A 23,889-nucleotide genomic window follows, 5' to 3' on the forward strand; every position below is an offset into this window, starting at 1 on the left:
TCAAGCTAATCTTAGTTAATTTCTATCTGTTAAACCTCACGAATTTTACCGAGTTTGCTTATAGTTCCATCAATAGACTTACGTAAAGTTTCTGATGACTAAAGTAAAATGCACAGCATAAAAATCACTGAAGTTTTGTTTTGCTTTCTTTGCTTTTTGAGACAACAAAACAATGCAACATTCAAGCATGACAGATCGGAAGTTCTTGTTCATGCTAAAATCTTGCTAAAAACAAGCTTTGTTTCAGTAGCAGCAGACTTTAATCTCAGGGCGCTTTTATACAGCCGTAGCATCCTTAATAACTGCTTCCTCTGAAGCCGATTTCAATCGGGTTGCTCTGCTTTTACGGATGCGATCGCTTTTGCGAACACCACCCGCCATCTGATATTCATGGCTATCTTTGCCGTACTTAAAAGCAACTCCCAGGAGCATTTTTTCACTCAAATCGCTCAAAGTTTTTTCCAACTCTTTCATCTCACTTTTATAAGAGTCAATCACAGCCAGAGTCGTATTATAAGCATCTATTTTACTGCGGTACTGTTGAATAACTTGTGCGACATTTTGCAAGTTACGAGTATCCCCAAAATCCATAGTGGGATCGATTGCTTTGAGTCCAGCGATTCTCAATTCAGCTTTTTCTAGAACGCGATATGTACGCTTTTGACGAGGCATAATGATGTTCTTTTGATGGTGTTCTAGAGCTAGCTTGCCTTACTAAAGCCTAATTTTGGTTGAGTATAATCCACAGTATTTGGTGTTTATTACAACAATCTACTCAGCAATGTTAACTAAAGCTATGATGTTTGTAACAAAAATCGTAGTGAGAGTAACTAAATTTGTAAAATTGTAACGAAAATCGTAGTGATGGTAACTAAACTCGTTATTTTAGTAACAAATTTGTCAGATTGTAACAAAAATTGTAGTGGTTGGTAATTAAACACAGCTTCAGCCAAGCGATCGCTCTTGTGCCACTGTTAAACATCCTTAATCTCATCCTGGCATATCTCAACGAACTTAACTGCGATCGCTCATAAACTTAACCAGATAATCCAACTTATCAAGAGATATCAAAGCGATAACTTATTAATCCCTAAAATAGCAAAAATCATTGACACGCTAAGTATATACGCAATAAAATTATTTTAGTAGAACCTAACAATAGAGTTAATCAAAATATTTTTCCCAGAGAATAATAGACGAGCAATATTAAAAATAATTTGGATCGAGCAAATGAACGCCAAAATTATTGCTTTCTTGGGGATTACGGCAGCCTTTGTAAGCTTAGGAAGCCAAGTCTACGCTCAATCACCAGCATCAAACTCAAATCCCGGACAATATCGATTAAGTGGTGATTCTCTACTTGGAATCGATCGGAAAACAGCCCAAGATGACTTTAGAAGTTTTTTTGAGCAAACTAATCCAGCAAGCCTTTCCAACAATAATAGAAGAGAAAATAAAACTCCAACCCAAATTCGCTTTAACGAATCATTATCACAGCCAGACACCTCAGTTTTCTTAACACCGGCTCAGTCAGGCAGTGACAATGATGGATTGCAAGTACAGTTAGATATCGGGAGAAAATAAGCAGGGATAAAAGCTGACGGTGTAGTTTTAATTAATTATGCGTTGGCCAAAATCCTTGCTAATAGTCTGTTAAGTTTAAATTAGTAAGGTCAACAAGTTCGTAGTAAGCACTTTAGTGCTTACTACGAACTTTTCATTACTAGGTTAGACATTGTACTAAGCACAACTTAAAAATTATTTCCAGATTATTTTCACTCTTACTATTTTTACTTAAATCAAAACAGTTTTATTAGAAAATATCGTTCAGACAATCGCAATTTTAACCGCTCTTACAGCCTCCTCTAGCAGAATAAAGTTTTGCACCTGACTCAATCCGCCTTCCTGAGTCGATAATTATGCAATCGTTTTGCAGTAAAATTAATCGTCAAGATAAGAGGAGAGCTTTGCGATGACTCGTGTCATCATGGTGTGACACGTTTACAGATGAGATCCGGCTCATGTTGTTTTGTTATGTAACCTTGTAATAATGGACAAATTGTGATTTTTACTCTCTTTTAGTTGTAATTTGGCACAAAAGCAAACGCTCTAGCTGTTGACAGTATAAAATAAACGGCAAATTAAGCGTGGACGCGTTGGCGTAGCGCACCCTATCCCTACAGGGAAGCAAGCTACGCAAAGCGTCTTGCAGAGAATGTATCGCCACTTCCAGATTTTAATTGTCACAGTTACTCCCAGATTCTGCTAATTATTGTTAACTTAAAAGGATGATAATTAATGCTGAACTCCTACTGCAATATCAACGCTGTAAACGCCGACCTTTTCTAGATATCCACGGTGACACAAGTCAGCGCGATGCTCCCAATGAGTTGCTACAGAAACTGCAACAGGATAAAATCGCTCATCAGTTGAGTGCTTTAGCACAGATGACTTATTATCAACCAGATTATGCTTATGGAAACTGGGAAAAGGGAGAGAAAGCAACTTTAGAATTGATGCAGCGTGGGGTTGAGTACATCTATAAAGGAGTACTGTTAGCAAATTATTCGCAAGCACACACCCTGCTAAGTCGTCCAGATTTACTTGTGAAACAGCCGGGACAATCAAATTTTGGAGATTGGATCTACGTCCCAGCTAGTATTGAACTGGGTAAGCGCCCTAAGCAAGAATATCAAGTTGTTGCTGCATTTCATGCCCAAGTATTGGCAACAGTGCAGGGAGTTGCACCTGAAACAGCTTTGCTCATATTGCGAACCAAAAATACAAATTATGCAGTGGATCTGTGCAAATGGACAATACGGATGCAGCAGATTTTGGAAGAGTTTATTCAAGTATTAAAGTTACCGAATCCGCCAGAGGTATTTATTTCTCGCCAAAAGTGCAATTTTTGCCATTGGTATAGTGAATGTTATGCGATCGCTCAATCTGAAAAACATCTCTCACTGCTACCAGGTGTAACACCGCTGCGCTATACTCAACTCCAAGCCTTAGACATTACCACACTGGAGTCTCTTGCTAACACCAGTCCCAGCAGCTTAGAAAAGCTACTTGGTTTTGACACCGAAGTAGCGCCCAAATTGGTAGTACAAGCTCAATCTGCACTAGAAAAACGGCCGTTGATTCTACCATATCCGCTACCAACAGAAGATATTACATTTACAGCGCCCATAGAGCTTTATTTTGATATTGAAGCCCAGCCAGACTTAGATTTAGATTATCTTTTAGGGGTTTTGGTTGTTAATAGACAAACTAATACAGAACAATTTTATTCTTTTTTAGCAGATAAACCAGAAGACGAAGAATTAGTTTGGCAGCAATTTTTGGATTTGGTTTGGCAATATCCCGAAGCGCCAATTTATCATTTTTGTGTCTACGAGTTTGATACAGTCAAACGGTTGGCAAAACTTTACGGCACTCCACATTCCTTAGTGCGTCCTGTACTGAATCGATTTGTGGATGTGTATGAGCAATTAACCCAAAGTGTAGCATTGCCCGTAGAAAGCTATGCCTTGAAAGCGATTGCTCGTTGGCTAGGATTTGAGTGGCGCGATAAAGAAGCTAGTGGTGCCAAGTGTATTTACTGGTACGATCGATGGTTAGAAACAGGCGATCGCACTTTACTAGAAATTATCCAACGCTACAACGAAGATGACTGCCGCGCCACCCATAAAGTAAAAAATTGGCTTGTCAACTTTTTCCAAGATGAATATGACTTACGATTAGCTTAAGTAATTTATTATTTTTTAAAGGTTTTCAAATTAAAAAATACGTTTTGAAAAGTCTCAGTAAAAAAACATCTGCTCAGACTTGTCACCAATTTAAAAAAAATGATTAGCGGGATTTTCAGGCTTGTATCTATTAAATTATTTATTTAATTGATATTATTTGAAGGGATGTATAAGTGTTTGTTCCTAAAAATATTTATTTGATAAAAATTATGCAGATATTTAAAAAAATCTTCGTATTTCCACGAATTATTTACTTGTTGATTGCAATTATAATTATTAGCTTTGTATTCACAAATTTTCCTTCAAATAGTGTTGAAATTAGTAGTATAAATTTTATTGGAGAAGCAACCTTACAGAAAGGTTTAATATTTAAAGAAACTGAAGTAGGAGGTTTATCTGGAATTACATATAATGCCAAAAACAACCTGTATTATGCTATTTCAGATGACCGGGGACAAAAAGCTGCCGCTCGTTTCTACACGTTAAAAATCGATTTGAGCAAAGGTTTACTAGAAAAAGATGGAATTATTCCAGTCAGCGTTACTACATTATTAAATGAAAATGGTCAAAGATTTCGCCCTGGTGAAACTGATACAGAAGGTATTGCATTAACTAATAAAGCGACTGTGTTTGTATCTTCTGAAGGCGATGCTGCAAAATTAATTAATCCTTTTATTAAAGAGTTCTCACTATCTTCTGGTAGAGAAATTGCAACACTCCCTATACCAAACAAATTTTTACCAGATAAAACTAATCAAAAAGGTATCCGCAACAATTTGGCTTTTGAAAGCCTCACCATCACACCCGATAATAAGCATCTATTCACAGCCACCGAAAATGCTCTAATTCAAGATGGTGTCGCAGCGAAACCTAATATTGGTAGTCCTTGCAGAATTTTACAATACAACTTGCTCAACAACCAGTCAGAAAAGGAATTTCTTTACCAAACTGAACCAGTTGCACCATTTTTGAATCTGATTGGCAAATTCGCTAGTGGATTACCCGATTTACTCGCTCTCGATAATCAAGGACACTTCTTAAGTTTAGAAAGGTCTTTTACTGGTTTAGGATTTGCTATTTCCTTATTTCAGGTTTCTTTAGAAGAAGCCGATGATATTCATAATATTGATAGCCTTTTAGCAATTGACTCCAAAAATATTAAACCAGTTAAGAAAAAACTGTTGTTAGATTTGAGAAAACTAGATGTACTGCTAGACAACATCGAAGGCTTAACTCTTGGCCCAAAACTACCAAATGGTCAACAATCATTAATTCTCATCAGTGATAATAATTTTAACTCCCTACAACGCACCCAGATACTAGCCTTTAAACTTAAAGTTGAAAATCCCTTAATTAGATTATTACGCCGGGTACTCCCAAATTTTAAGCTTTAATTGCACAGAGATAAAGGTGCTTAGGCGCAGCCCGTCATAAACATTGCAACTTAACTGCTATTTAGTTATTTCTGATTATTCCTGTGTATTTACTGAATATACTAAGTAATTTTATCTAGCTTATTTATAGTTTACGTGTAATTTCTCAACCGTACTCCTTAATAAATATGTTACACAATGTTTAGTAGCTTTTGCAGAAGGCTTAAGCATATTTACAGCATATAATTAATTTTCTCAAAATTCGGACATCTCTTAGATTTAAATTTAATAATTAGCTAGACTTATTAAAGTATTTTGCCAATAACATTTTTTATAAATGATTTTTATGCCAGAAAATAAAATTGAGAGTATGGTAGGGCAAAAGGCAGAATTAGACGATTACATCGGACATTTTTTAAACAATCGCTATTTAATCAGAGATTTGATTGGCAAAGGGGGGATGGGTAGAGTTTATCTAGCAGAGGATACTGCTAAAGACGGTATGCCGATCGCCATCAAAATCTTATCACTTAGTTTGTCAAACCAACAAATGTCCCAACGTTTTGCCAGAGAGATTTTTATTGGCGCTCAATTGGGTCGCAAAAGTAAACATATTGTTCGCATTTTAAGTTATGGAGTTACTGAGGATAAAACTCCATTTTATGTAATGGAATACCTCCAAGGAAAAAATCTCAAACAAATTCTGAAAATTCAGCCCTTAACAATACCGAAGTTTCTAGAAATTTGTAATCAAATTTGTTTAGGCTTACAATGTGCCCACCAAGGTATTAGTCTTAAAGGAGAGATTTACCCTATTGTTCACAGAGATATTAAACCAGAAAATATATTTATTGCTGAAGATAGTAAAAAAGGTGAAATTGTTAAAATTCTAGATTTTGGTATTGCTAAGTTTTTAACAGAGCGAAGTGGAATGACCCTAACAGATTCTTTTATTGGCAGTTTGCCTTACTGTTCTCCGGAACACATGGAAGGGCGTAAACTGCTAGATATCCGCTCTGATATTTATAGTTTGGGAGTATTAATGTTTGAGATGCTGACAGGTAAACACCCATTTCAAACAAAAAGTAACTCCTTTGGTACTTGGTATCAAGCCCATCGCTTTCAAATGCCACCTACAGTTGAAGAAGTAAATCCGCAAGTTAAAATACCAGAAATATTAGAAAAAATATTAATGACTTGTTTAGCTAAAGAAGTAAGCGATCGCCCTCAGAATATCAACCAAATATTAGAAGATTTAGAAAAAGTTAGTCTTCAAGTTAATAATGTTATTTCTAGCACTAGTACAGACCTTATTAAAGTTTCACTTCCAGTTCAATTAGTACCCGCAACTTTATTATCAGAAAAAGAGTGCTTGCAAAAAAATTGGCCTAAAAATAAACCAATTGCACCAATTGGTTTTCCCCATTTACTACAGACTTCTCAAAGACCTATACCAACTTTTTGGGCAATGTTGCCCAAACAAGAGATTGCAAAATTTTTGGATAAAATACATAGTACTGAATTTATTAGTAAAATGAATGTATACCCGATGCTAATGTGGTTAACAGTGCTATATGACGCCCAACCTTCTACGACTAAGTGGCTACCTTATTATCTGGATTTAAAAGATAACAAGAGTCAAAATATAGCACGTAGTTTAGCAGAAGTAGGCTACTATCATTTACTATTTTTCCCCTTAGAAGAGCCAACTCATTGCTCTCATGTAACGACTTTAAATCTCACGGCTAAACAGCGTCAGCAACTTTTAGATTGGTTAGATATGAGTCAACAGTCAAATGAATTGATTTTGCCTGGTCAAGCCAAAAATATTCTAAAAGCAGAGTACGAAAAGCTGAAGTTAGACATATTACGAAACTTAGCCACACATCAAAAATCTGAGACAGAAGTTTTAAAAACTTGGATAAATAAATTTTTGGAAATGTTTTTGAAAATGCTATTACGTCGTTGAGATTCTGCTAGTAAAATCAAAATGCTTGCCACCATTAACTAAGAATATTTTTATGTGTTTATTGCTAACTTTCAATGGACTCAGCATCAAAGGTGAACAAAGTGAATCAGAGCTTATCTACATCTCCCAGTAGTACGGGCTTGCTTGCCAATCGTTATCAACTTAAGCAATTAATTGGCAGCGGTGGCATGGGTGAAGTTTTTTTAGCAAATGATGTTTTGTTAGGAGGTATACCAGTTGCTATCAAGTTTTTGACTCAAACTGTTGTTAATACCAAAATGCAACAAGACTTTGCTCGTGAAGCTTTAATGAGTGCAGCCTTGAGTCAAAAGAGCGTACATATAGTGCGGGCGTATGATTATGGTGTGAATGAGAAAGGAAAACCATACTACGTCATGGAATATTTATGTGGTAAGAGTTTAAAGGATTTAATTCCGCTATCTCTGCCCATGTTTTTGACTCTCTCTCGCCAAATTTGTTTGGGCTTACAATGCGCTCATCAAGGAATTAACATTGATGGCAAAATTTGTCCGTTGGTTCATCGAGATATCAAGCCCGCTAATATATTAGTTATTCCCGATCCGATATTGGGCCAGTTAGTTAAAATTCTTGATTTTGGTATTGCTAGATTTTTGAATTATGCATCAACAGCTAGTACAAGTAGCGGATTTAATGGCACTTTACCCTACTGTTCTCCAGAACAGCTAGATGGAGAAAAATTAGATAGTCGCTCTGATATTTATAGTCTGGGTGTGATGATGTTTGAGATGCTCACAGGCAAAAAACCTTGGCAAACAGAAACTGATTACTTTGGCGCTTGGTATAAAGCACATCATTTTGAAGCACCAAAAACGATCGCAGATGTTACACCTACTATTAAAATACCTCAAAAATTAAATAATTTAATTATGGCTTGTCTGGCTAAAAAAGCAAGCGATCGCCCTCAAAATATCGCGGAAATTTTACAAGTTTTAAACAGTCTAGAAAAGTCTAATTGTCCGAATTTACCTACAAACTTGAACTTTAAATCTTCCTTAAATTCTGCATTACCAATCACTGTAGAACAAAGCTATCGGCAACTTTTGTGGCCTCAAAATAAACCAATTCAAGAAATTGTTTTTCCCCAGCTTCTAGACACTCCTCAAGGATCTATAACAGCGCTATGGTTGATGTTGTCTAAACAAGAAATTAAAAACTATGCGGTTTCTACCCGTTATAACCAGTTTGTCTTTGTGACATCCCCTCACCCAATGTTGTTGTGGGTAACTGTACTCTATAATCAGCAATTCGCTCCTAAGTGGCTACCTTGCTACTTAGATATGCAAAATCCCCAAAATCTGAGGATGGTAAGTTTCCTGGCTGAAAATGAACAATATCCTTTGATTTTCTTTACTCTGGAAGCACCACATTCCTGCATCAAGGTTCTCAGCAGTCGCATTGAGTCAACTCAGCGGCAAATGTTAAAAACTTGGGTGCAACAAAGCCATAGTCTACCACCCACTTCTCAACCCCAATTGAGCAAACAACTATTGAAACAGCAGTATAAACAAATGCAATCCCGAATATTGCAGCATCTCGAATCAGAGCCACAGATTGTGTTATCGCGGTCTATTTAACGTATAATTTGCACCTTGGAGATACGTAACAAAAATAATTACTAATTCCTAACTCCGAAACACTTGACAAGTAGAAAAAAAATAGTGATAATAGCAAAGTTGCCAAACAAGGGACTGTAGTTCAATTGGTTAGAGCACCGCCCTGTCACGGCGGAAGTTGCGGGTTCGAGCCCCGTCAGTCCCGTTATAAATTTATGAGTAGCGAATCACTAAACTTAGGTGATATTAGATTCTGAATTACCCAAAGAGGTTGACCCAGATTCAGGATTTAAATATAAGCTACATTTATCATGCTTTGCGAAAGAGAGAATTAACTGTGACTGTTAGAGTCCGTATTGCGCCGAGTCCAACCGGAAATTTACATATTGGTACAGCTAGAACTGCTGTATTCAACTGGTTATTTGCCCGTCACCACGGCGGTAAATTTATACTGCGAATAGAAGATACAGATTTAGAGCGATCGCGTCCCGAATACACCGACAATATTCTGGAAGGACTGCGTTGGCTAGGATTGAACTGGGATGAAGGGCCATTTTTCCAATCCCAACGCCTGGATCTTTATAAAGAAGCAGTAGAAAAACTGCTAGATCGAGGATTAGCCTATCGCTGCTACACCAGTTCTGAAGAATTAGAAGCGCTCCGAGAAGCTCAAAAAGCTAGAGGTGAAGCACCTCGCTATGACAACCGTCACCGCAACCTCACCCCAGAACAACGCGCCGCCTTTGAAGCAGAAGGTCGTTCTTCAGTAATTCGTTTCAAAATCGAAGACGATCGCGAAATTGTCTGGAACGATCTAGTTAGGGGAAAAATGTCTTGGCGAGGTAGTGATTTAGGTGGTGATATGGTCATCGCCCGCGCCTCAGAAGAGAGTAGCGGTCAACCTTTATACAACTTTGTCGTTGTAGTGGATGACATTGATATGCAAATCACCCACGTCATCCGGGGAGAAGACCACATCGCCAACACTGCCAAACAAATTCTGCTGTATGAAGCGATGGGTGCAAAAATTCCAGAGTTTTCCCATACGCCATTAATTTTGAATATGGAAGGGCGCAAGCTTTCTAAGCGAGATGGCGTCACTTCCATTTCTGAGTTCAAGCAAATGGGCTTTACTGCTGAAGGCTTGGTAAATTACATGACATTGCTGGGTTGGTCGCCACCAGACTCGACGCAAGAAATATTTACTTTAGAAACAGCAGCTAAAGAATTTGGTTTTGAGCGCGTCAATAAAGCAGGTGCAAAGTTTGACTGGGACAAGCTGGATTGGTTGAACAGTCAGTATATCCACAACACGCCAGTAGATAAACTCACAGATTTACTCATCCCCTATTGGCAAGCGGCTGGCTATAAATTTGATGGTGGAAGAGAACGCCCTTGGTTAGAACAGCTAGTAACTTTAATTAGCCAGAGTTTGACTCGCCTGGTAGATGGAGTAGCTCAAAGCCAACTGTTTTTTAGCGATACAGTTGAATTTAGCGAAGAAGGCAGTACACAACTCAAGCAAGAAGGTTCAGCAGCTGTTCTGGAAGCGATTGTCACAGCTTTAGAAAATCAGCCGCAACTCTCGGAAGCCGCCGCCCAGGAGATTATTAAACAAGTTGTCAAAGAGCAGAAAGTCAAAAAAGGTTTAGTGATGCGATCGCTCCGAGCAGCTTTAACTGGAGATGTTCATGGCCCCGACTTAATCCAATCTTGGTTACTACTAAATCAGATTGGTTTAGATAAGCCCCGCTTGAGTCGAGCGATAACGGAAGCTAAGTAACGATTACTTGCAGATTTTAGAGATATTTGAGATTTTAGGGGCGCACGTTTGTGTGCCCCTATCCATAAGAGACCTCTTGGCATTTGGCACAAATGCCAAGAGATCGGGAAATGGGTGCATGTTAAAGGGGAATGTTAATTCTATCCCTTTTCCCTTTAACCCTTACCCTTTACCCGACAAATGCCAAGAAGTCTAAGGTAAAGCAACTATGGAAACAAGAAATCATTGACTAATTACTAATGAATTATCCCCCATTTCACATCTAAAATAGTTAGTCAATTCTCCTCATGTTGGGAACTTGGTGTGTAAAATTCATGTCTTCAAAAACACTTAGAAGCGAACGTAATTACAATGCCGACAAAAGCGCTCAATAGAGGGATGAGATTATCGTTCATGATAGTTACGCTCTTCATCATATCGACAGTTAACGCTGCGGTTGATGCTCAGGAAGCGCCAACGATATTTGGAGATGTCACCCTTAGCCCTCAGTTTTCCCCAGACCCTCTGACAGTTCGCGGGATGAGTGGTGGCTCAATATCTGGGAGTCAAGTAGGTGGAAGAAGCGAAACAGCCACTGGCCCTTGTACCGGATTTGTGGATGAAACACCAGACCACACATTAGCGTTAACAAGTAAATTTGACTACCTGAAGTTGCAAGTGCAAAGTCCTGAAGACACCACCATGATTATCAAAGGGCCCGGTGGTACTTGGTGCAATGACGATTTTGATGGCAAAAATGCTGGTATTGTTGGTGAATGGCTAGCTGGAAGTTACCAAATTTGGGTTGGTTCCTACGAAAAAGGCAAGTATCTCCCTTACACTCTAAAAATTACAGAAGTAAAGTAGGGTATTGGGCATTGGGCGTTAGGAGTGCTGTTAGCGATAGCGGGGCGTTTAGTCCGTGCTGAGTTAAGAGTTAGGAGTTTTGTTTATCTCCTTGTCCCCTTACTTCCTCACTCCCTCACTCCCTCATCTCCCTGCTCCCCTGCTCCTCTGCTCCCCTGCTCCCTCATTTCGCCCACTCTTGACAGACGCGATTCATCGCGTCTCCCTAAATAGAATCATGATTTAGAGCGGCTTGAACGATACAAGGGGCATTCTGGAGAAATTCCTCTGTCTTTGCATACCGTTGCGCTCCCTTTTCTCGTGCGATATTGTATTAAAATTAAGTTAACTTTGATTAAGATTCTTGTTGGCATCGCCATAATGCTCTAATCCCCTTATGGTAGTGCATCTAAGAGATCGAATTAAACAAAATGGATTTATAAACATCCGTTTAACAGCTTAAAGTGACAGAGTGATGAACATTCGGTTACTAGAGCTAACAAGTTGTATAGGCATCTAGAGGCAAATTAAAATGAAATTCTCTTGGAAAGTCGTAGCACTCTGGACGTTGCCGGCTTTGGTAATTGGCTTTTTCTTCTGGCAAGGAGCGTTTGCAGGCGCACCTGCTGACATGAGTAAGAATGCAGCCAATACCCGCATGACTTACGGTCGCTTTCTAGAATACTTGGACAGCGATCGCGTCACCAGCGTGGATCTGTACGAAGGCGGTAGGACAGCAATTATAGAAGCCCGCGATCCAGACCTGGAAAATCGTGTCCAAAGGTGGCGTGTGGATTTGCCTGTTAACGCTCCTGAGTTAATTAGCAAGCTCAAAGAGAAAGCCATTAGTTTTGATGCTCACCCCATGCGGAATGATGGCGCAATTTGGGGATTGTTAGGCAATCTCATCTTTCCAGTTTTGTTGATTACTGGGCTGTTCTTTTTGTTCCGGCGTTCTAGCAACCTCCCTGGCGGCCCAGGTCAAGCAATGAACTTTGGCAAATCTAAAGCGCGTTTCCAAATGGAGGCGAAAACCGGAGTTAAATTTGACGACGTAGCCGGAATCGAAGAAGCTAAAGAAGAACTACAAGAAGTCGTCACCTTCCTGAAGCAGCCAGAAAGATTTACGGCTGTGGGCGCACGGATTCCCAAGGGAGTGCTATTAGTTGGACCTCCTGGAACTGGTAAAACTTTATTAGCAAAAGCGATCGCAGGTGAAGCAGGCGTACCTTTCTTCAGTATTTCCGGTTCGGAATTTGTGGAAATGTTCGTTGGTGTGGGTGCATCCCGCGTCCGCGACTTGTTCAAGAAAGCTAAAGACAACGCCCCCTGTATTATCTTCATCGATGAAATCGACGCCGTAGGACGGCAACGAGGCGCTGGTATCGGTGGCGGTAACGACGAGAGAGAGCAAACCCTCAACCAATTGCTCACCGAAATGGACGGGTTTGAAGGTAACACAGGCATCATTATTATTGCTGCTACCAACCGTCCCGACGTACTAGACTCAGCATTATTGCGTCCTGGTCGCTTTGACCGCCAAGTAACAGTTGATGCACCCGATATCAAAGGGCGTTTGGAAATCTTGCAAGTCCATGCGCGGAATAAGAAACTAGACCCTAGCGTATCTTTAGATGCGATCGCTCGCCGCACTCCTGGATTCACTGGTGCTGACTTAGCCAACTTACTCAACGAAGCAGCAATTCTCACTGCTAGAAGACGCAAAGAAGCCATCACCCTCCGCGAAATTGATGATGCGGTGGATCGGGTAGTTGCAGGGATGGAAGGCACTCCCTTGGTAGACAGCAAGAGCAAGCGCTTAATTGCTTACCACGAAATTGGACACGCCTTAGTGGGGACTTTGTTAAAAGACCATGACCCAGTACAGAAAGTTACCTTAATCCCACGGGGACAAGCACAGGGTTTAACTTGGTTTACACCCAACGAAGAACAGGGGTTAATTTCCCGTTCCCAGTTGAAAGCTAGAATTACTGGTGCTTTGGGTGGTCGCGCCGCTGAAGAGGTGATTTTTGGCGCTGCGGAAGTTACCACTGGCGCTGGTGGAGACTTGCAGCAGTTATCGGGAATGGCGCGGCAAATGGTAACTCGTTTCGGGATGTCCGACTTAGGTCCATTGTCCTTAGAAAGCCAGCAGGGAGAAGTATTCTTGGGTCGTGACTGGACAACCCGATCTGAGTATTCTGAATCTATTGCTTCCCGCATCGATGGACAAGTCAAGGAAATTGTTGAGCAGTGCTACGACAATGCTAAGAAGATCATCCGTGACCATCGCACTGTTACCGATCGCTTAGTAGATTTGCTCATTGAAAAAGAAACCATTGATGGCGAAGAATTCCGCCAGATTGTAGCTGAGTACACTGAAGTACCTGAGAAGCAACAGTACGTACCGCAACTGTAATAGTTGACTCTTTTCTGATACCATCAGGAAAAAAGTAAAGTAACAAAAAGTAAAATGAGGATGGCGTATACCATCCTCATTTTTTTGCAATTTTTTAGTGTTAGGAAGATTCTAATTTGAAAATTCTCATAATTTATAAACCCCTAAACTCTACAACCAACCTTGTTTTTTCAACTTAGCTAGCGCATCTTCCGCAGCAGCTTTTTCTGCATCTTTTTTATTGCGTCCCTTACCTTCTCCATAAATTTTTTCATCCACCAATACTTTGGCTATAAATTCTGGCGCATGAGAAGGGCCTCCTATTTGGTCTGTGAAATATTTGGGGGGATTTGGAGTAACATTGCGTTGCACCCATTCTTGAAAGCGATTTTTTGAGTCTACATTAGAACGAGATACAATTATATGCTTAGGATCTACAGAATCAAATAGTGGTTCTATAATTTCGCGAACTGTTTCGATATTGGAATCACGATCCAAATAGTAAGCACCAAGAACTGCTTCAAAGGTGCTACTGAGCAAATTAGGATTTTGGTAGCCTCCGTCTCGAATTGCGCCTTTTCCTAACCGCATCCTAAAGTCTAAACCTACCTCTTCAGCGAACTTTGCCAGTTGCTTTTCATCTACAAGCGCCGAACGGCGCCGGGTTAATTCATCTTCTCCCATTTCTGCATGACGACCATAGAGATATTCACCACTTAAGAAATTCAGCAAAGCATCACCAAGAAACTCTAGGCGTTCGTTGTGTTCGCCTTCTCCGGGATTTTCATGCACATAAGAACGGTGAGTAAGCGCACGGCGTAAAAGTTTTTCATCATGGAATATTAGAAGTTTGTGCATTTTAATGTCTACTTTCTGTGATATTTAAATGAAAAAGGCAGGCAAGATGCCCACCTTACAAGAGAAAAGCCTAATACAATTGGGGCAGTAACTAGAAACAGTTAAGCTTTTTGCTGCCAGGGGGGTAGAGACTGTTTCCACGAGAATTATTGCATGGAAAACAAGAAAGTCGTAAGTTTTCAAAAAAATTAGAACCGCCACGACTCTTAGGTAAGAGGTGATCAAATGTCAAATTTTTTTGTGGTAAATTTTGACAACACCACCAACAGTGAGAACCATACAAATCAATGAGTTGCTGCTTCATATTGCGCTTCTGTTTAGGATTCATTTGGTTGATTTTCCATTTTGCTTTTGTGTGCAACAGCATTGGAATATCACGCATCTAGCTTGAACAAATTTGTTTTGAGGTAAATTATCAAAAATGAATCTTCCTCTATGAAAAAATTTGCTATCTAAGCTTTGGTTTGGTTTAAGTCTTAGCCGTAGAATTCCTGGCTTCCTACCAAGTTTCGCGTCATCCTTTCCCCTGAACATTCATCCAAACATCTTGTCTTCCTCTTGAAAGTCTAGTCAATCAGTTAACTTGACATTGGGCTAAATACTCAGCCGAAGGGATGACACGAAGCTCAACAGGAAACTAGGAATTCTGCTGCTAAGACAGCTACCAAAAACCAGCGCTTTAGAGTGCGGTTACTTTGCTGTCTTAAATATACATTGGCATAGCTGTTCCTAGATGTCAATATAGTTATTTATGAAGATTTAGTAAAAGCCCTCACTCATATCTATGAACTTTAAAAATGCTCTATGGGATTATTTAAAAAATATTTAAGCTAATAAATAATTTACAGCTTATTTTGCGCGATCGCACTATACAAAATACCTAAAATTTTCTTAATATCCTTAATATAATATTCACTCAAGTCAATCGAAACTACATTACCTTCAAGCTTGAGAAATTGCCAGATAGTACCGATAGTAACAGCACCATATATAGCTTTTATTTGATTTCCACCTCTCTCGTTAAATAACTGAGCAGCTACCATTTCGGCAATACATTGCGCTAAACCAGACCTCAAATTTTCATTTTTACTTTCTACTAGGACAATCACCGGACTTCGTACAAGCAACTGCTCCGAAGAAAGACTCAAAATAAAATCACAAAATCCGTTTAATCCTCGCTGGCTATCAACAGTGAAATCAACTCCAGAAAAAAAGCTTATTTCATAATTAAATTTGCGTCTAATTTCTAATAATATTGGACTAATTATCATCTCACTACGAGCCTTTTCCGAGCTTATTGCTACTGCTAAATCAATATTTTCACTCAAAATAGTAGATAATAAATCACTACATTCTTGCTCCGGTACATTTGCGAATAGCCCAGATGACTCGTGGATAACTAACCCAAAAAAATCAATAACTTCAATAAGTTTAAAATCGCTATAAGCCATAAAACTTACTCCTTTGTCTTATGACTGAATCCTATAACAAAGTTTAAAAATTCAGCTTTGGCGGAAACACCTTAGCTAAATCAAGAGCTAAATCAGGGAAATAGGGGAAATTTATTACTTCATTTAACAAGAAAATTCGCTTATTTGAATAACCATAGCTGCCTTGATTATCCTGATATGGTTTACTATAAACTTCCAAATAATTATCGAATAAATTGAATATCAAATAATCAGTAATACCCGCTTTAGCATAGAGAGGTATTTTAAAATCTTGGTCATAAGCTAAAGAAGAATCTGAAACCTCCATTCCCCAAAGCACATCAGCAGGTTTAGGATGACCAGATAGATAATTATCATCTCGGTTTTGAAGAATAGTAAAATCCGGTTCAGGTTCACTATTCGGTGGCAAAGCAATCGGAGCTTGAGATTGCAAAGTTGCCCTATCACCTACAATTTTTGGAAGTTCTCGTAACAAGTTTCGCAAACAAGTTTCATCAGCCGTACCCTTGGATGCCATTTCAATAATTTCCTCATTAATTAATTCAATATGGTCATCTTCATGGAAAAAGCCCAATTCTCCAAGCTTGTGGTATTCATCCAGTGTGAAGCGTTTAGCCTGAGCAATACTCATAACCTTACCTTTGATCTCATTGCCATAATCCTTATTCTAAATGTGTCAGAAATTGGTATGCTAAAGGCCGAGACTCGCTATTGAAAAAACAATGCCTGCGCCTACTATCAATCCCACCATCACTGCCTTTCCCTTGACTGCCGTAGTCGGTCAAGAAGCAATTAAATTAGCCTTGCTTTTAGCAGCAGTCGATCCTGGTTTGGGAGGAGTAGCGATCGCAGGTCGTCGCGGTACGGCAAAATCTGTAATGGCTCGTGCTATCCACGCTCTACTACCGCCGATTGAAGTTGTCAAAGGTTCAATTAGTAATTGTGACCCCAACTACCCAGAAGAATGGGACGATCAACTTTTGGCGGAGTACGCAGACAAAGATATTCAAGATGTTCCCGTCGAAATTATCCCCGCGCCTTTTTTGCAAATTCCTCTAGGTATCACCGAAGACCGACTCCTCGGTTCAGTAGATGTTGAAAAGTCGGTAAAGCAAGGTGATACTATTTTTCAGCCTGGATTACTCGCTACAGCAAACCGGGGTGTACTGTACGTAGACGAAATTAATTTATTAGATGACCAAATATCAAATCAGCTTTTAACAGTATTATCTGAGGGACGCAACCAGATCGAACGAGAAGGGATTAGTTTTCAGCATCCGTGTAAATCCCTGTTTATTGCTACCTATAATCCAGAAGAAGGTGGATTACGAGAGCATTTGCTAGATAGAATTGCGATCGCCCTCTCTGCTGACGGTGTACTCGGCTTAGATCAAAGAGTAGAAGCAGTGGATCAAGCGATCGCTTATTCTAAATCTCCTCAAGACTTCCTCCAACAGTACAACGAAGATTTAGACTCACTCAAAACCCAAATCATCTTGGCGCGGGAATGGCTCAAAGAAGTAATCATCACCCACGAACAAATTGCCTATTTAGTGGATGAGTCCATTCGCGGCGGAGTTCAAGGACATCGCGCCGAGTTATTCGCCACGCGGGTTGCCAAGGCCGCCGCAGCTTTGGAGGGACGAACAACAGTTAATGCCGAAGATTTGCGCCGTGCGGTGGAACTGGTAATTGTACCACGCGCTACAGTTGTGCAGACACCACCACCAGATCAAGCACCACCTCCGCCTCCGCCTCCACCACAGAATCAAGAAGAACCTCCAGACGAATCTGAAGAGGAAGAACAAGAAGAACAGGAAGAAAATCAAGAGCAAGAACCTCCCAGCATCCCGGAAGAGTTTATCTTCGATCCGGAAGGGGTAATTCTTGATGACAGCGTGCTTTACTTTACTCAAATGGCGAAGCGGCAAGGTAAATCTGGTAGTCGCAGTGTCATTTTTTCTGATGACAGGGGACGCTACATTAAGCCGATGTTACCCAAGGGGAAAGCGCGACGCATTGCAGTAGATGCTACCTTGAGAGCAGCGTCTCCTTATCAAAAAGCGCGAAGAGAAAGACAACCAGATAGAAAAGTTATTGTCGAACAAGCTGATATTCGTTCAAAACGCCTGGTACGTAAAGCTGGGGCGTTGGTAGTATTTGTGGTAGATGCTTCTGGCTCAATGGCACTGAATCGAATGCAATCAGCTAAAGGTGCGGTAATGCAACTGTTGACAGAAGCTTATCAAAACCGCGACCAAATAGCATTAATTCCCTTCCGAGGAGAACAGGCCGAGGTATTATTGCCTCCAACACGTTCTATTGCTTTGGCGCGTAACCGTTTGGAAAGGTTGCCCTGTGGCGGGGGTTCGCCCTTAGCACATGGTTTAACTCAGGCTGTGCGCGTCGGCTTAAATGCTCAGATAAGTGGAGATATTGGGCAAGTTGTCCTTGTAGCAATCACCGATGGGCGAGGTAATATTCCTTTAGCGCGTTCTTTGGGCGAACAGCTAGAACCAGGAGAAAAGCCAGATATCAAAGGAGAATTATTAGAAATTGCTGCGAGAATCCGTGCTTTGGGAATGCAACTATTAGTAATTGATACAGAAAGTAAATTTGTGTCTACTGGGTTTGCTAAAGAATTATCGCAAACAGCAGGCGGTAAATATTATCATTTGCCGAAAGCGACAGATCGAGCTATTGCTGCTATGACCAAAGGTGCGATCGCTGATTTAAAATCTAGATAATTTGTCATTTGTCATTAGTCATTAGTCATTGGATTTTTGACTTAGCTATGACTACGATCCAGTGGGCATTACTTGTGGTTGTAAATAGCAAATCAAATCTTGAATTCCCTTTTGCAGATAGCGCGTTACTGTCATTGGACTAGTACCAATGTTCTTAGCAGCATCCTTGCGAGAAAGTTCCTTCAAAAATACCATTTCAACTGCCATGCGGGGCTTTTCTTCCAACATATTGATTGCGCCTTGCAGCTGTTGGCGTTCTTCTTCTTGTTGCAGAAGCACATGAGAACGAGGACAAGGAAGTGCCTCACCCAAGGTTATTTGACAATCAACATAGTTAACTGCGGTTGCATCTAAACTCAAAGGCATCCGGTTTTGAGCAGCTAATTTGGTTTCTTGCCACTCTTGTACAGATACCCGAAGTTGGCTGGCAATTTCAGCATCCTTGGGCGGGCGACCTAAAGACATTGACAAATCCTTGCGAATCTTTTGTCCTTCATTGTATAATTCTTGCCAACGACGGGGAATTTTTAATAAAGTACTGCGATCGCGCAAAAAGTGTAGCATCTCACCGCGAATATATGGCACTGCAAAGGAACTAAAAGCATATCCTTGGCTAGGATCGAAACGCTCAATAGCTCTAATCAAACCAAAATACCCAATTTGTTCTAAATCTTCATAAGGTTCATTGCATTGATGGCTGAATTTATGAGCCATTTTCCGTACTAAGCCAGTATGTAACTGTACAAGTTTATTACGAAGTTTAATAGAAGGATTCTGGTGGTACAAGTGCAATAATTCTATACCATCAGTTCGTAAAGAGGACTCACTTGTTGCCATATAAATTACCTTTGTTGTAACTCCTATTCCTGAGAAAATGGAGCTGCGTATATTTTCTTCTAAGCTGTTATTATTTTGCTGAGTCAGGGAAGAATAAGCCATCGTCGTTTCACTGAACTTGTTAGGGGTCTAACTCTACAATTCAGTATTTGTACGCATGATTTTGCGAACCCCTCTATTACAGGTGATTTTTGCTTTTATATAACTGTTGAATGGTAAATAATCTTTAGCTTTTGCAACAAAAACTAGCTATTTATGCTGAACAATGCATTCCTGACCTCATATCTATCAGTCATACTGAGTGCAAGTATAGGAATCCGCTTTGATTCGGAGAAATTATTTGCGTAAGGAGGGAACAGGGAAGAGGGAATAAAAGTATACTGAGTTTTTTCACGCAATCAAATACGCTTCAGATTTGACAACTATATTAAATCCTTGGCTGTTAACCACAAAGATTGGTAACAATAGGAATAAGCAGAACGTTTTCCTAAAAAACAGTTTTTCAATATGAGCAATACCAGTAATTTTCGTGAAGCTATCCATGAGGCTAAATCTCACGCTCTCGTTGGCCCAAACGTGATTGCCAACGCCCTCCCCTACGTCGGTGGTGGATTGGTGCTAACCGCATTAGGAACCTACGGCGGTTTGGGAATTATCCGTACTAACCCCGAAATATTCTTTCCCACCTTCATTGGTGCGGTGATTTTGGAGTTAATATTGTTTTTTGTTGCCCAAAATGTTGCCCAAAAAGGTAATAAAGGTCTTGCACTACCCCTGTTGGCAACCTACAGCCTGTTGTCTGGATATACTCTCAGTGGCTTGGTATTTGTCGCCTTGAGATCCCAAGGTGTTGGCATTCAAGGCATTGGTTTGGCTGCCCTTGGTTGTGGTGTCACCTTTATTGCTGCCCGTCAGATTGGTTCTAATCTTTCTGAACAAGACGGCATGGCTTTGACGAAAACCATCAATCTTGGTGTCATTGCCTTGGTGGTTGTGTGCCTTGCCCAATTCGGATTTGCTATGTTTGGTGTTTACACGCCAAATTGGTTAGAAATCGCCATCTCCGGTTTAGGAGTATTTCTGTTTGTTGGGGTTTCTGTTGTCGATTTTTACATCTTGCCCCGCACTTACAACGATGACCAATATCTGCCTGCTGCTTTGTCGATGTACCTTACTTACATCAACTTGTTTGTCTTTATCTTGCGGTTGCTAATTGCCATCAATGGTCGTGATTAATTACCTGTAGGCACTAACAAAAGTAAAGTTCTATAAAGCAAAAACCGTGGTTAAATTTTTAGCAACCACGGTTTTTTCATCGTTTTAATTTCCAACCGCCCTTTTAACCTTAGGTTGACACCATTAACACATGTGCAGACCTACAGGGAATTGTGGTTCGAATAGATAAAAAAGGTTGTAGTGAAAATTTGTGGAATAATTTATCATATATAAAATTTGCATTCAATTAATTCTTTTTCCAAAGGATATAGATTTTTTAAAACCAGGATAAAAGTAGTATTTTATCCAAATGTTATTAAGTTTTTATAAAATTATATGGCTGAGGCGTTTGTTTCTTACTCCCGCAAGGATAAAGAGTTCGTCAAAAGGCTTTATGAAGCACTCAAGCAACATAAGCGAGATGTCTGGGTGGACTGGGAGGATATTCCGTTCACGGCAGATTGGCGGAAAGAAATTTATGAAGGAATTGAAGGCGCTGATAATTTTATCTTTATTATTAGTCTGAATTCAGTCACTTCTAAAGTCTGCGGTGAAGAGATTGCATATGCCCTCAAGCATAATAAACGTTTAGTGCCAATTGTGTTGCAGGATGTTAAGGGCGTTCATCCCGAATTAGCCAAAATTAACTATATTTTCTTCCAAGAAAGTAATAATTTTGAGCAAGCCTTGCAATCATTACTCAAAGCACTCGATACTGATCTAGTTTATGTTAAACAGCATACCCGCTTACTCGTGCAAGCCTTGGAGTGGGATCGGAAAAAACGCAACAGTAGTTACTTACTACAAGGTAGTGAACTAGAAGAAGCAGAGCAATGGTTCACCCAAGGAGCAGGGAAAGAACCCTCGATCGCACCACTCCAACAAGAGTACATCGGCGAAAGTCGTAAAGCCCAGAGGGTACGTCACAGAACAAGATTTATTGCTCTGACATCAGGATTTGTAGTTTCAACAGGATTGGCTATTGTTGCTGGAATAGGGTGGAATGTAGCTATTAATCAACGGATAGCAGCACAAAAATCGGAACTCCGAGCCTTGATTTCAGCATCAGACGCACGTTTTACCTCGAATAGAAATACGATTGATGCCCTGATAGAAGGTTTAAAAGCCGGCAAGCAACTCAAAGAACTAGATACAGCCAAAGTCAACATTCCAAATCAAGAACGGGCGGAAGTTATGACTGTGCTAGGGCAGGCTCTTTACTGGGTAAGAGAGCGCTCACGCCTTCAAGGACACAGCGATTATATCAAAAGCGTTAGTTTTAGTCCCGATGGAGAAGCGATCGCTACCGCTAGTGGAGACAAAACAGTGAAACTTTGGAACAAACAGGGTCGTTTGCTGAATACTTTAAAAGGGCATCAAGATCAAGTTGTCAGTACAAGTTTCAGCCCCGACAGTCAAATCCTTGCTTCTGCCAGTTTAGACGGAATAGTGAAACTCTGGAAAGATGGCAAGGAACTTAAAACCTTTAAAAAGCTGAATACTAGAATTCGGGCTGTGAGTTTCAGTCATGATGGCAAGACCCTTGCTTCTGGTGGTGACGACAACATCGTGAGACTTTGGAACATACAGGGTCAGGAACTCAAAATGCTCAACAGGCATACAGGCCCAGTCTATAGTTTGAGTTTCAGCCGTGACGATCGGATACTAGCCTCTGCCAGTTTTGATAGAACGGTGAAACTGTGGAACAAAGACGGTAGGGAATTTAAGACCTTAGAAGGACATAACGATACAGTCACTAGCGTGAGTTTCAGTTCTGACAATACCCTCGCCTCTGCTGGTTATGACGGAACGGTGAAACTTTGGAATACTGATGGAAAAATGCTTTCACCTATTAACACGTCAAAAGTACAAAGTAGTCCCATCAACAGCATCAGTTTCAGTCCTGATGGTCAGACCCTTGCCACGGCTAATGAGGATAACAGCGTGACGCTGTGGCAGAGAAATGGCCAGAAACTTACTACTTTTACAGGACATAGTGGTGAAGTTAAGAGCGTGAGTTTCAGTCTGGATGGTCGTACTCTTGCATCTGCTAGTCAAGATCGGACAGTGAAACTATGGCAAATTGACAGCCCTTGGCAAACTATTCTTATTGGGCATCAGGCTGGTGTCAATCGCGTCAACTTCTCACTCGACGGGAAAGCGATATCGCTACCGCCAGTGATGACGGAACGGTGAAACTCTGGAATCAGCAAGGTAAGCAGATTAAATCGCTGAAGATTAATGAATACAACATCTGGGATGTGAATTTTAGCCCAGATGGTCAAATAATTGCTGCTGTCAGTTCTGACGAAGGGGTGGTAAGACTGTGGAATCGGCAGGGTAAACTGCTTAAGACTTTAAAGCATAGCGATCGCATTCGCATTCATAGCGTGAGTTTCAGCCCAGACGGCAAAACAATTGCCACTGCTGGTCAAGATAGAACAGTAAAACTCTGGAATCGCCAGGGTCAGTTAATTAACACCCTAAACCATAGCGCTACTGTCTATAACGTCACTTTTAGTCCAGACGGCAAAATAATTGCCACTGGTAGTAATGACGGGATAGTGAAACTCTGGAATCGGCAAGGTCAGCCGTTTAACACCATCAACCATAATGCTGCTGTCTACAGCGTCAGTTTTAGCCCTGATAGTCAGACCCTTGCCAGTGCTGGTGCAGATAATAAAGTAAAACTTTGGCAGCTTAACGGTCGGGCGATCCGCAGTCTTGATGGGCATAGTGCAGCTATCTGGCAAGTAACTTTCAGTCCTGACGGTCAGATGATTGCCACTGCTAGTGATGACAAAACAGTGAAACTTTGGCACAGAGACGGGACTTTGATTATTACTCTTACTGGTCATAGTGGTGAGGTGAATGGGATCAGTTTCAGCCCTGATGGTAAGACTCTCGTTTCTGGCAGTAAAGATGGTACAGCTATTTTGTGGAATGTAGAAAATCTCACCCTAGATAATTTGATCGGGCGTGGGTGCAATTGGCTGCATGATTATCTAGCGAATAATTCTCAGGGTCAAAGCGATCGCTATCTTTGTGATGGAGTTAAAACTCCGAATAAATCCTGATTTTGCCAATTT

The 23,889-nt window shown here is 40.4% G+C and carries 18 protein-coding genes and 1 tRNA gene; 13 read left to right on the forward strand and 6 right to left on the reverse strand.

Features of this window, described 5'->3' with window-relative positions; all coding sequences use genetic code 11:
- Nucleotides 1-276: 276 nt before the first annotated feature.
- Entirely contained in the window at nucleotides 277-672 is a 396-nt protein-coding gene (locus NSTC731_RS13315) for a hypothetical protein (RefSeq protein WP_445631223.1), read from the reverse strand.
- 558 nt (nucleotides 673-1,230) lie between these two features.
- On the opposite strand from NSTC731_RS13315, the gene NSTC731_RS13320 reads away from it, so the two are divergent.
- The 9 genes from NSTC731_RS13320 to ftsH2 all read left to right on the forward strand — a co-directional run bounded on the left by NSTC731_RS13320 (nucleotide 1,231) and on the right by ftsH2 (nucleotide 13,713).
- Complete coding sequence (locus NSTC731_RS13320; RefSeq protein WP_445631224.1) at nucleotides 1,231-1,584, forward strand: hypothetical protein; 354 nt, start codon at nucleotides 1,231-1,233, stop codon at nucleotides 1,582-1,584.
- A gap of 704 nt (nucleotides 1,585-2,288) precedes the next feature.
- Nucleotides 2,289-3,749 (forward strand): TM0106 family RecB-like putative nuclease, encoded by a 1,461-nt coding sequence (locus NSTC731_RS13325; RefSeq protein WP_445631225.1) that lies wholly within the window; start codon nucleotides 2,289-2,291, stop codon nucleotides 3,747-3,749.
- Between the two features lie 209 nt (nucleotides 3,750-3,958).
- Nucleotides 3,959-5,143, forward strand: coding sequence for an esterase-like activity of phytase family protein (locus NSTC731_RS13330; protein WP_445631226.1), 1,185 nt, complete (start codon nucleotides 3,959-3,961; stop codon nucleotides 5,141-5,143).
- Between the two features lie 325 nt (nucleotides 5,144-5,468).
- Complete coding sequence (locus NSTC731_RS13335; RefSeq protein ID WP_445631227.1) at nucleotides 5,469-7,091, forward strand: serine/threonine protein kinase; 1,623 nt, start codon at nucleotides 5,469-5,471, stop codon at nucleotides 7,089-7,091.
- 101 nt (nucleotides 7,092-7,192) lie between these two features.
- Nucleotides 7,193-8,707, forward strand: a complete 1,515-nt coding sequence (locus tag NSTC731_RS13340) for a serine/threonine protein kinase (RefSeq protein ID WP_445631228.1) — start codon at nucleotides 7,193-7,195, stop codon at nucleotides 8,705-8,707.
- Between the two features lie 110 nt (nucleotides 8,708-8,817).
- Nucleotides 8,818-8,891 (forward strand) — tRNA-Asp (locus NSTC731_RS13345).
- Between the two features lie 132 nt (nucleotides 8,892-9,023).
- A complete protein-coding gene (gene gltX, locus NSTC731_RS13350) occupies nucleotides 9,024-10,469 on the forward strand; it encodes a glutamate--tRNA ligase (RefSeq protein ID WP_445631229.1) in 1,446 nt (481 codons plus the stop codon).
- Nucleotides 10,470-10,820: 351 nt separating this feature from the next.
- Nucleotides 10,821-11,315 carry a hypothetical protein gene (locus tag NSTC731_RS13355; RefSeq protein ID WP_445631230.1) on the forward strand — a complete coding sequence of 165 codons (495 nt, stop codon included), beginning with the start codon at nucleotides 10,821-10,823 and terminating at the stop codon, nucleotides 11,313-11,315.
- A gap of 511 nt (nucleotides 11,316-11,826) precedes the next feature.
- Entirely contained in the window at nucleotides 11,827-13,713 is a 1,887-nt protein-coding gene (ftsH2, locus tag NSTC731_RS13360; RefSeq protein ID WP_445631231.1) for an ATP-dependent zinc metalloprotease FtsH2, read from the forward strand.
- A 150-nt stretch (nucleotides 13,714-13,863) separates the two neighbouring features.
- Here the strand turns inward: ftsH2 and rnc are convergent, their stop codons facing one another.
- The 4 genes from rnc to NSTC731_RS13380 all read right to left on the reverse strand — a co-directional run bounded on the left by rnc (nucleotide 13,864) and on the right by NSTC731_RS13380 (nucleotide 16,632).
- A complete protein-coding gene (rnc, locus tag NSTC731_RS13365) occupies nucleotides 13,864-14,550 on the reverse strand; it encodes a ribonuclease III (RefSeq protein WP_445631232.1) in 687 nt (228 codons plus the stop codon).
- 91 nt (nucleotides 14,551-14,641) lie between these two features.
- Complete coding sequence (locus NSTC731_RS13370) at nucleotides 14,642-14,932, reverse strand: HNH endonuclease (RefSeq protein ID WP_445631233.1); 291 nt, start codon at nucleotides 14,930-14,932, stop codon at nucleotides 14,642-14,644.
- 460 nt (nucleotides 14,933-15,392) lie between these two features.
- Nucleotides 15,393-16,001, reverse strand: a complete 609-nt coding sequence (locus NSTC731_RS13375) for a hypothetical protein (RefSeq protein WP_445631234.1) — start codon at nucleotides 15,999-16,001, stop codon at nucleotides 15,393-15,395.
- 43 nt (nucleotides 16,002-16,044) lie between these two features.
- Nucleotides 16,045-16,632 carry a Uma2 family endonuclease gene (locus NSTC731_RS13380; protein ID WP_445631235.1) on the reverse strand — a complete coding sequence of 196 codons (588 nt, stop codon included), beginning with the start codon at nucleotides 16,630-16,632 and terminating at the stop codon, nucleotides 16,045-16,047.
- 91 nt (nucleotides 16,633-16,723) lie between these two features.
- Here NSTC731_RS13380 and bchD point away from each other — a divergent pair, with 91 nt between their 5' ends.
- Nucleotides 16,724-18,748 (forward strand): magnesium chelatase ATPase subunit D, encoded by a 2,025-nt coding sequence (bchD, locus tag NSTC731_RS13385; RefSeq protein WP_445631236.1) that lies wholly within the window; start codon nucleotides 16,724-16,726, stop codon nucleotides 18,746-18,748.
- 51 nt (nucleotides 18,749-18,799) lie between these two features.
- Here bchD and NSTC731_RS13390 read toward each other — a convergent pair whose 3' ends face one another.
- Nucleotides 18,800-19,585, reverse strand: a complete 786-nt coding sequence (locus NSTC731_RS13390) for an RNA polymerase sigma factor SigF (RefSeq protein ID WP_445631237.1) — start codon at nucleotides 19,583-19,585, stop codon at nucleotides 18,800-18,802.
- A gap of 507 nt (nucleotides 19,586-20,092) precedes the next feature.
- Between NSTC731_RS13390 and NSTC731_RS13395 the strand changes: the two genes are divergently transcribed.
- From NSTC731_RS13395 to NSTC731_RS13405, 3 genes are all read left to right on the forward strand, one after another.
- Nucleotides 20,093-20,821, forward strand: coding sequence for a Bax inhibitor-1/YccA family protein (locus NSTC731_RS13395; protein WP_445631238.1), 729 nt, complete (start codon nucleotides 20,093-20,095; stop codon nucleotides 20,819-20,821).
- 315 nt (nucleotides 20,822-21,136) lie between these two features.
- Nucleotides 21,137-22,996 (forward strand): toll/interleukin-1 receptor domain-containing protein, encoded by a 1,860-nt coding sequence (locus NSTC731_RS13400; protein WP_445631239.1) that lies wholly within the window; start codon nucleotides 21,137-21,139, stop codon nucleotides 22,994-22,996.
- Nucleotides 22,894-23,877, forward strand: coding sequence for a WD40 repeat domain-containing protein (locus NSTC731_RS13405; RefSeq protein ID WP_445631240.1), 984 nt, complete (start codon nucleotides 22,894-22,896; stop codon nucleotides 23,875-23,877). The genes NSTC731_RS13400 and NSTC731_RS13405 overlap by 103 nt, the downstream gene beginning before the upstream one ends.
- Nucleotides 23,878-23,889 lie beyond the last annotated feature (12 nt).

The sequence above is a fragment of the Nostoc sp. DSM 114167 genome, assembly GCF_052692655.1.

Bases quoted from the DNA above. Each gene is read 5' to 3' on its own strand.
- NSTC731_RS13380 (WP_445631235.1), bottom strand. From the start codon at position 16,632: ATGAGTATTGCTCAGGCTAAACGCTTCACACTGGATGAATACCACAAG.
- NSTC731_RS13325 (WP_445631225.1), top strand. From the start codon at position 2,289: ATGATAATTAATGCTGAACTCCTACTGCAATATCAACGCTGTAAACGC.
- rnc (WP_445631232.1), bottom strand. From the start codon at position 14,550: ATGCACAAACTTCTAATATTCCATGATGAAAAACTTTTACGCCGTGCG.
- NSTC731_RS13355 (WP_445631230.1), top strand. From the start codon at position 10,821: ATGCCGACAAAAGCGCTCAATAGAGGGATGAGATTATCGTTCATGATA.
- NSTC731_RS13370 (WP_445631233.1), bottom strand. From the start codon at position 14,932: ATGCGTGATATTCCAATGCTGTTGCACACAAAAGCAAAATGGAAAATC.
- NSTC731_RS13330 (WP_445631226.1), top strand. From the start codon at position 3,959: ATGCAGATATTTAAAAAAATCTTCGTATTTCCACGAATTATTTACTTG.
- NSTC731_RS13315 (WP_445631223.1), bottom strand. From the start codon at position 672: ATGCCTCGTCAAAAGCGTACATATCGCGTTCTAGAAAAAGCTGAATTG.
- NSTC731_RS13375 (WP_445631234.1), bottom strand. From the start codon at position 16,001: ATGGCTTATAGCGATTTTAAACTTATTGAAGTTATTGATTTTTTTGGG.
- NSTC731_RS13390 (WP_445631237.1), bottom strand. From the start codon at position 19,585: ATGGCAACAAGTGAGTCCTCTTTACGAACTGATGGTATAGAATTATTG.
- NSTC731_RS13400 (WP_445631239.1), top strand. From the start codon at position 21,137: ATGGCTGAGGCGTTTGTTTCTTACTCCCGCAAGGATAAAGAGTTCGTC.
- NSTC731_RS13320 (WP_445631224.1), top strand. From the start codon at position 1,231: ATGAACGCCAAAATTATTGCTTTCTTGGGGATTACGGCAGCCTTTGTA.
- NSTC731_RS13395 (WP_445631238.1), top strand. From the start codon at position 20,093: ATGAGCAATACCAGTAATTTTCGTGAAGCTATCCATGAGGCTAAATCT.
- ftsH2 (WP_445631231.1), top strand. From the start codon at position 11,827: ATGAAATTCTCTTGGAAAGTCGTAGCACTCTGGACGTTGCCGGCTTTG.
- NSTC731_RS13335 (WP_445631227.1), top strand. From the start codon at position 5,469: ATGCCAGAAAATAAAATTGAGAGTATGGTAGGGCAAAAGGCAGAATTA.
- bchD (WP_445631236.1), top strand. From the start codon at position 16,724: ATGCCTGCGCCTACTATCAATCCCACCATCACTGCCTTTCCCTTGACT.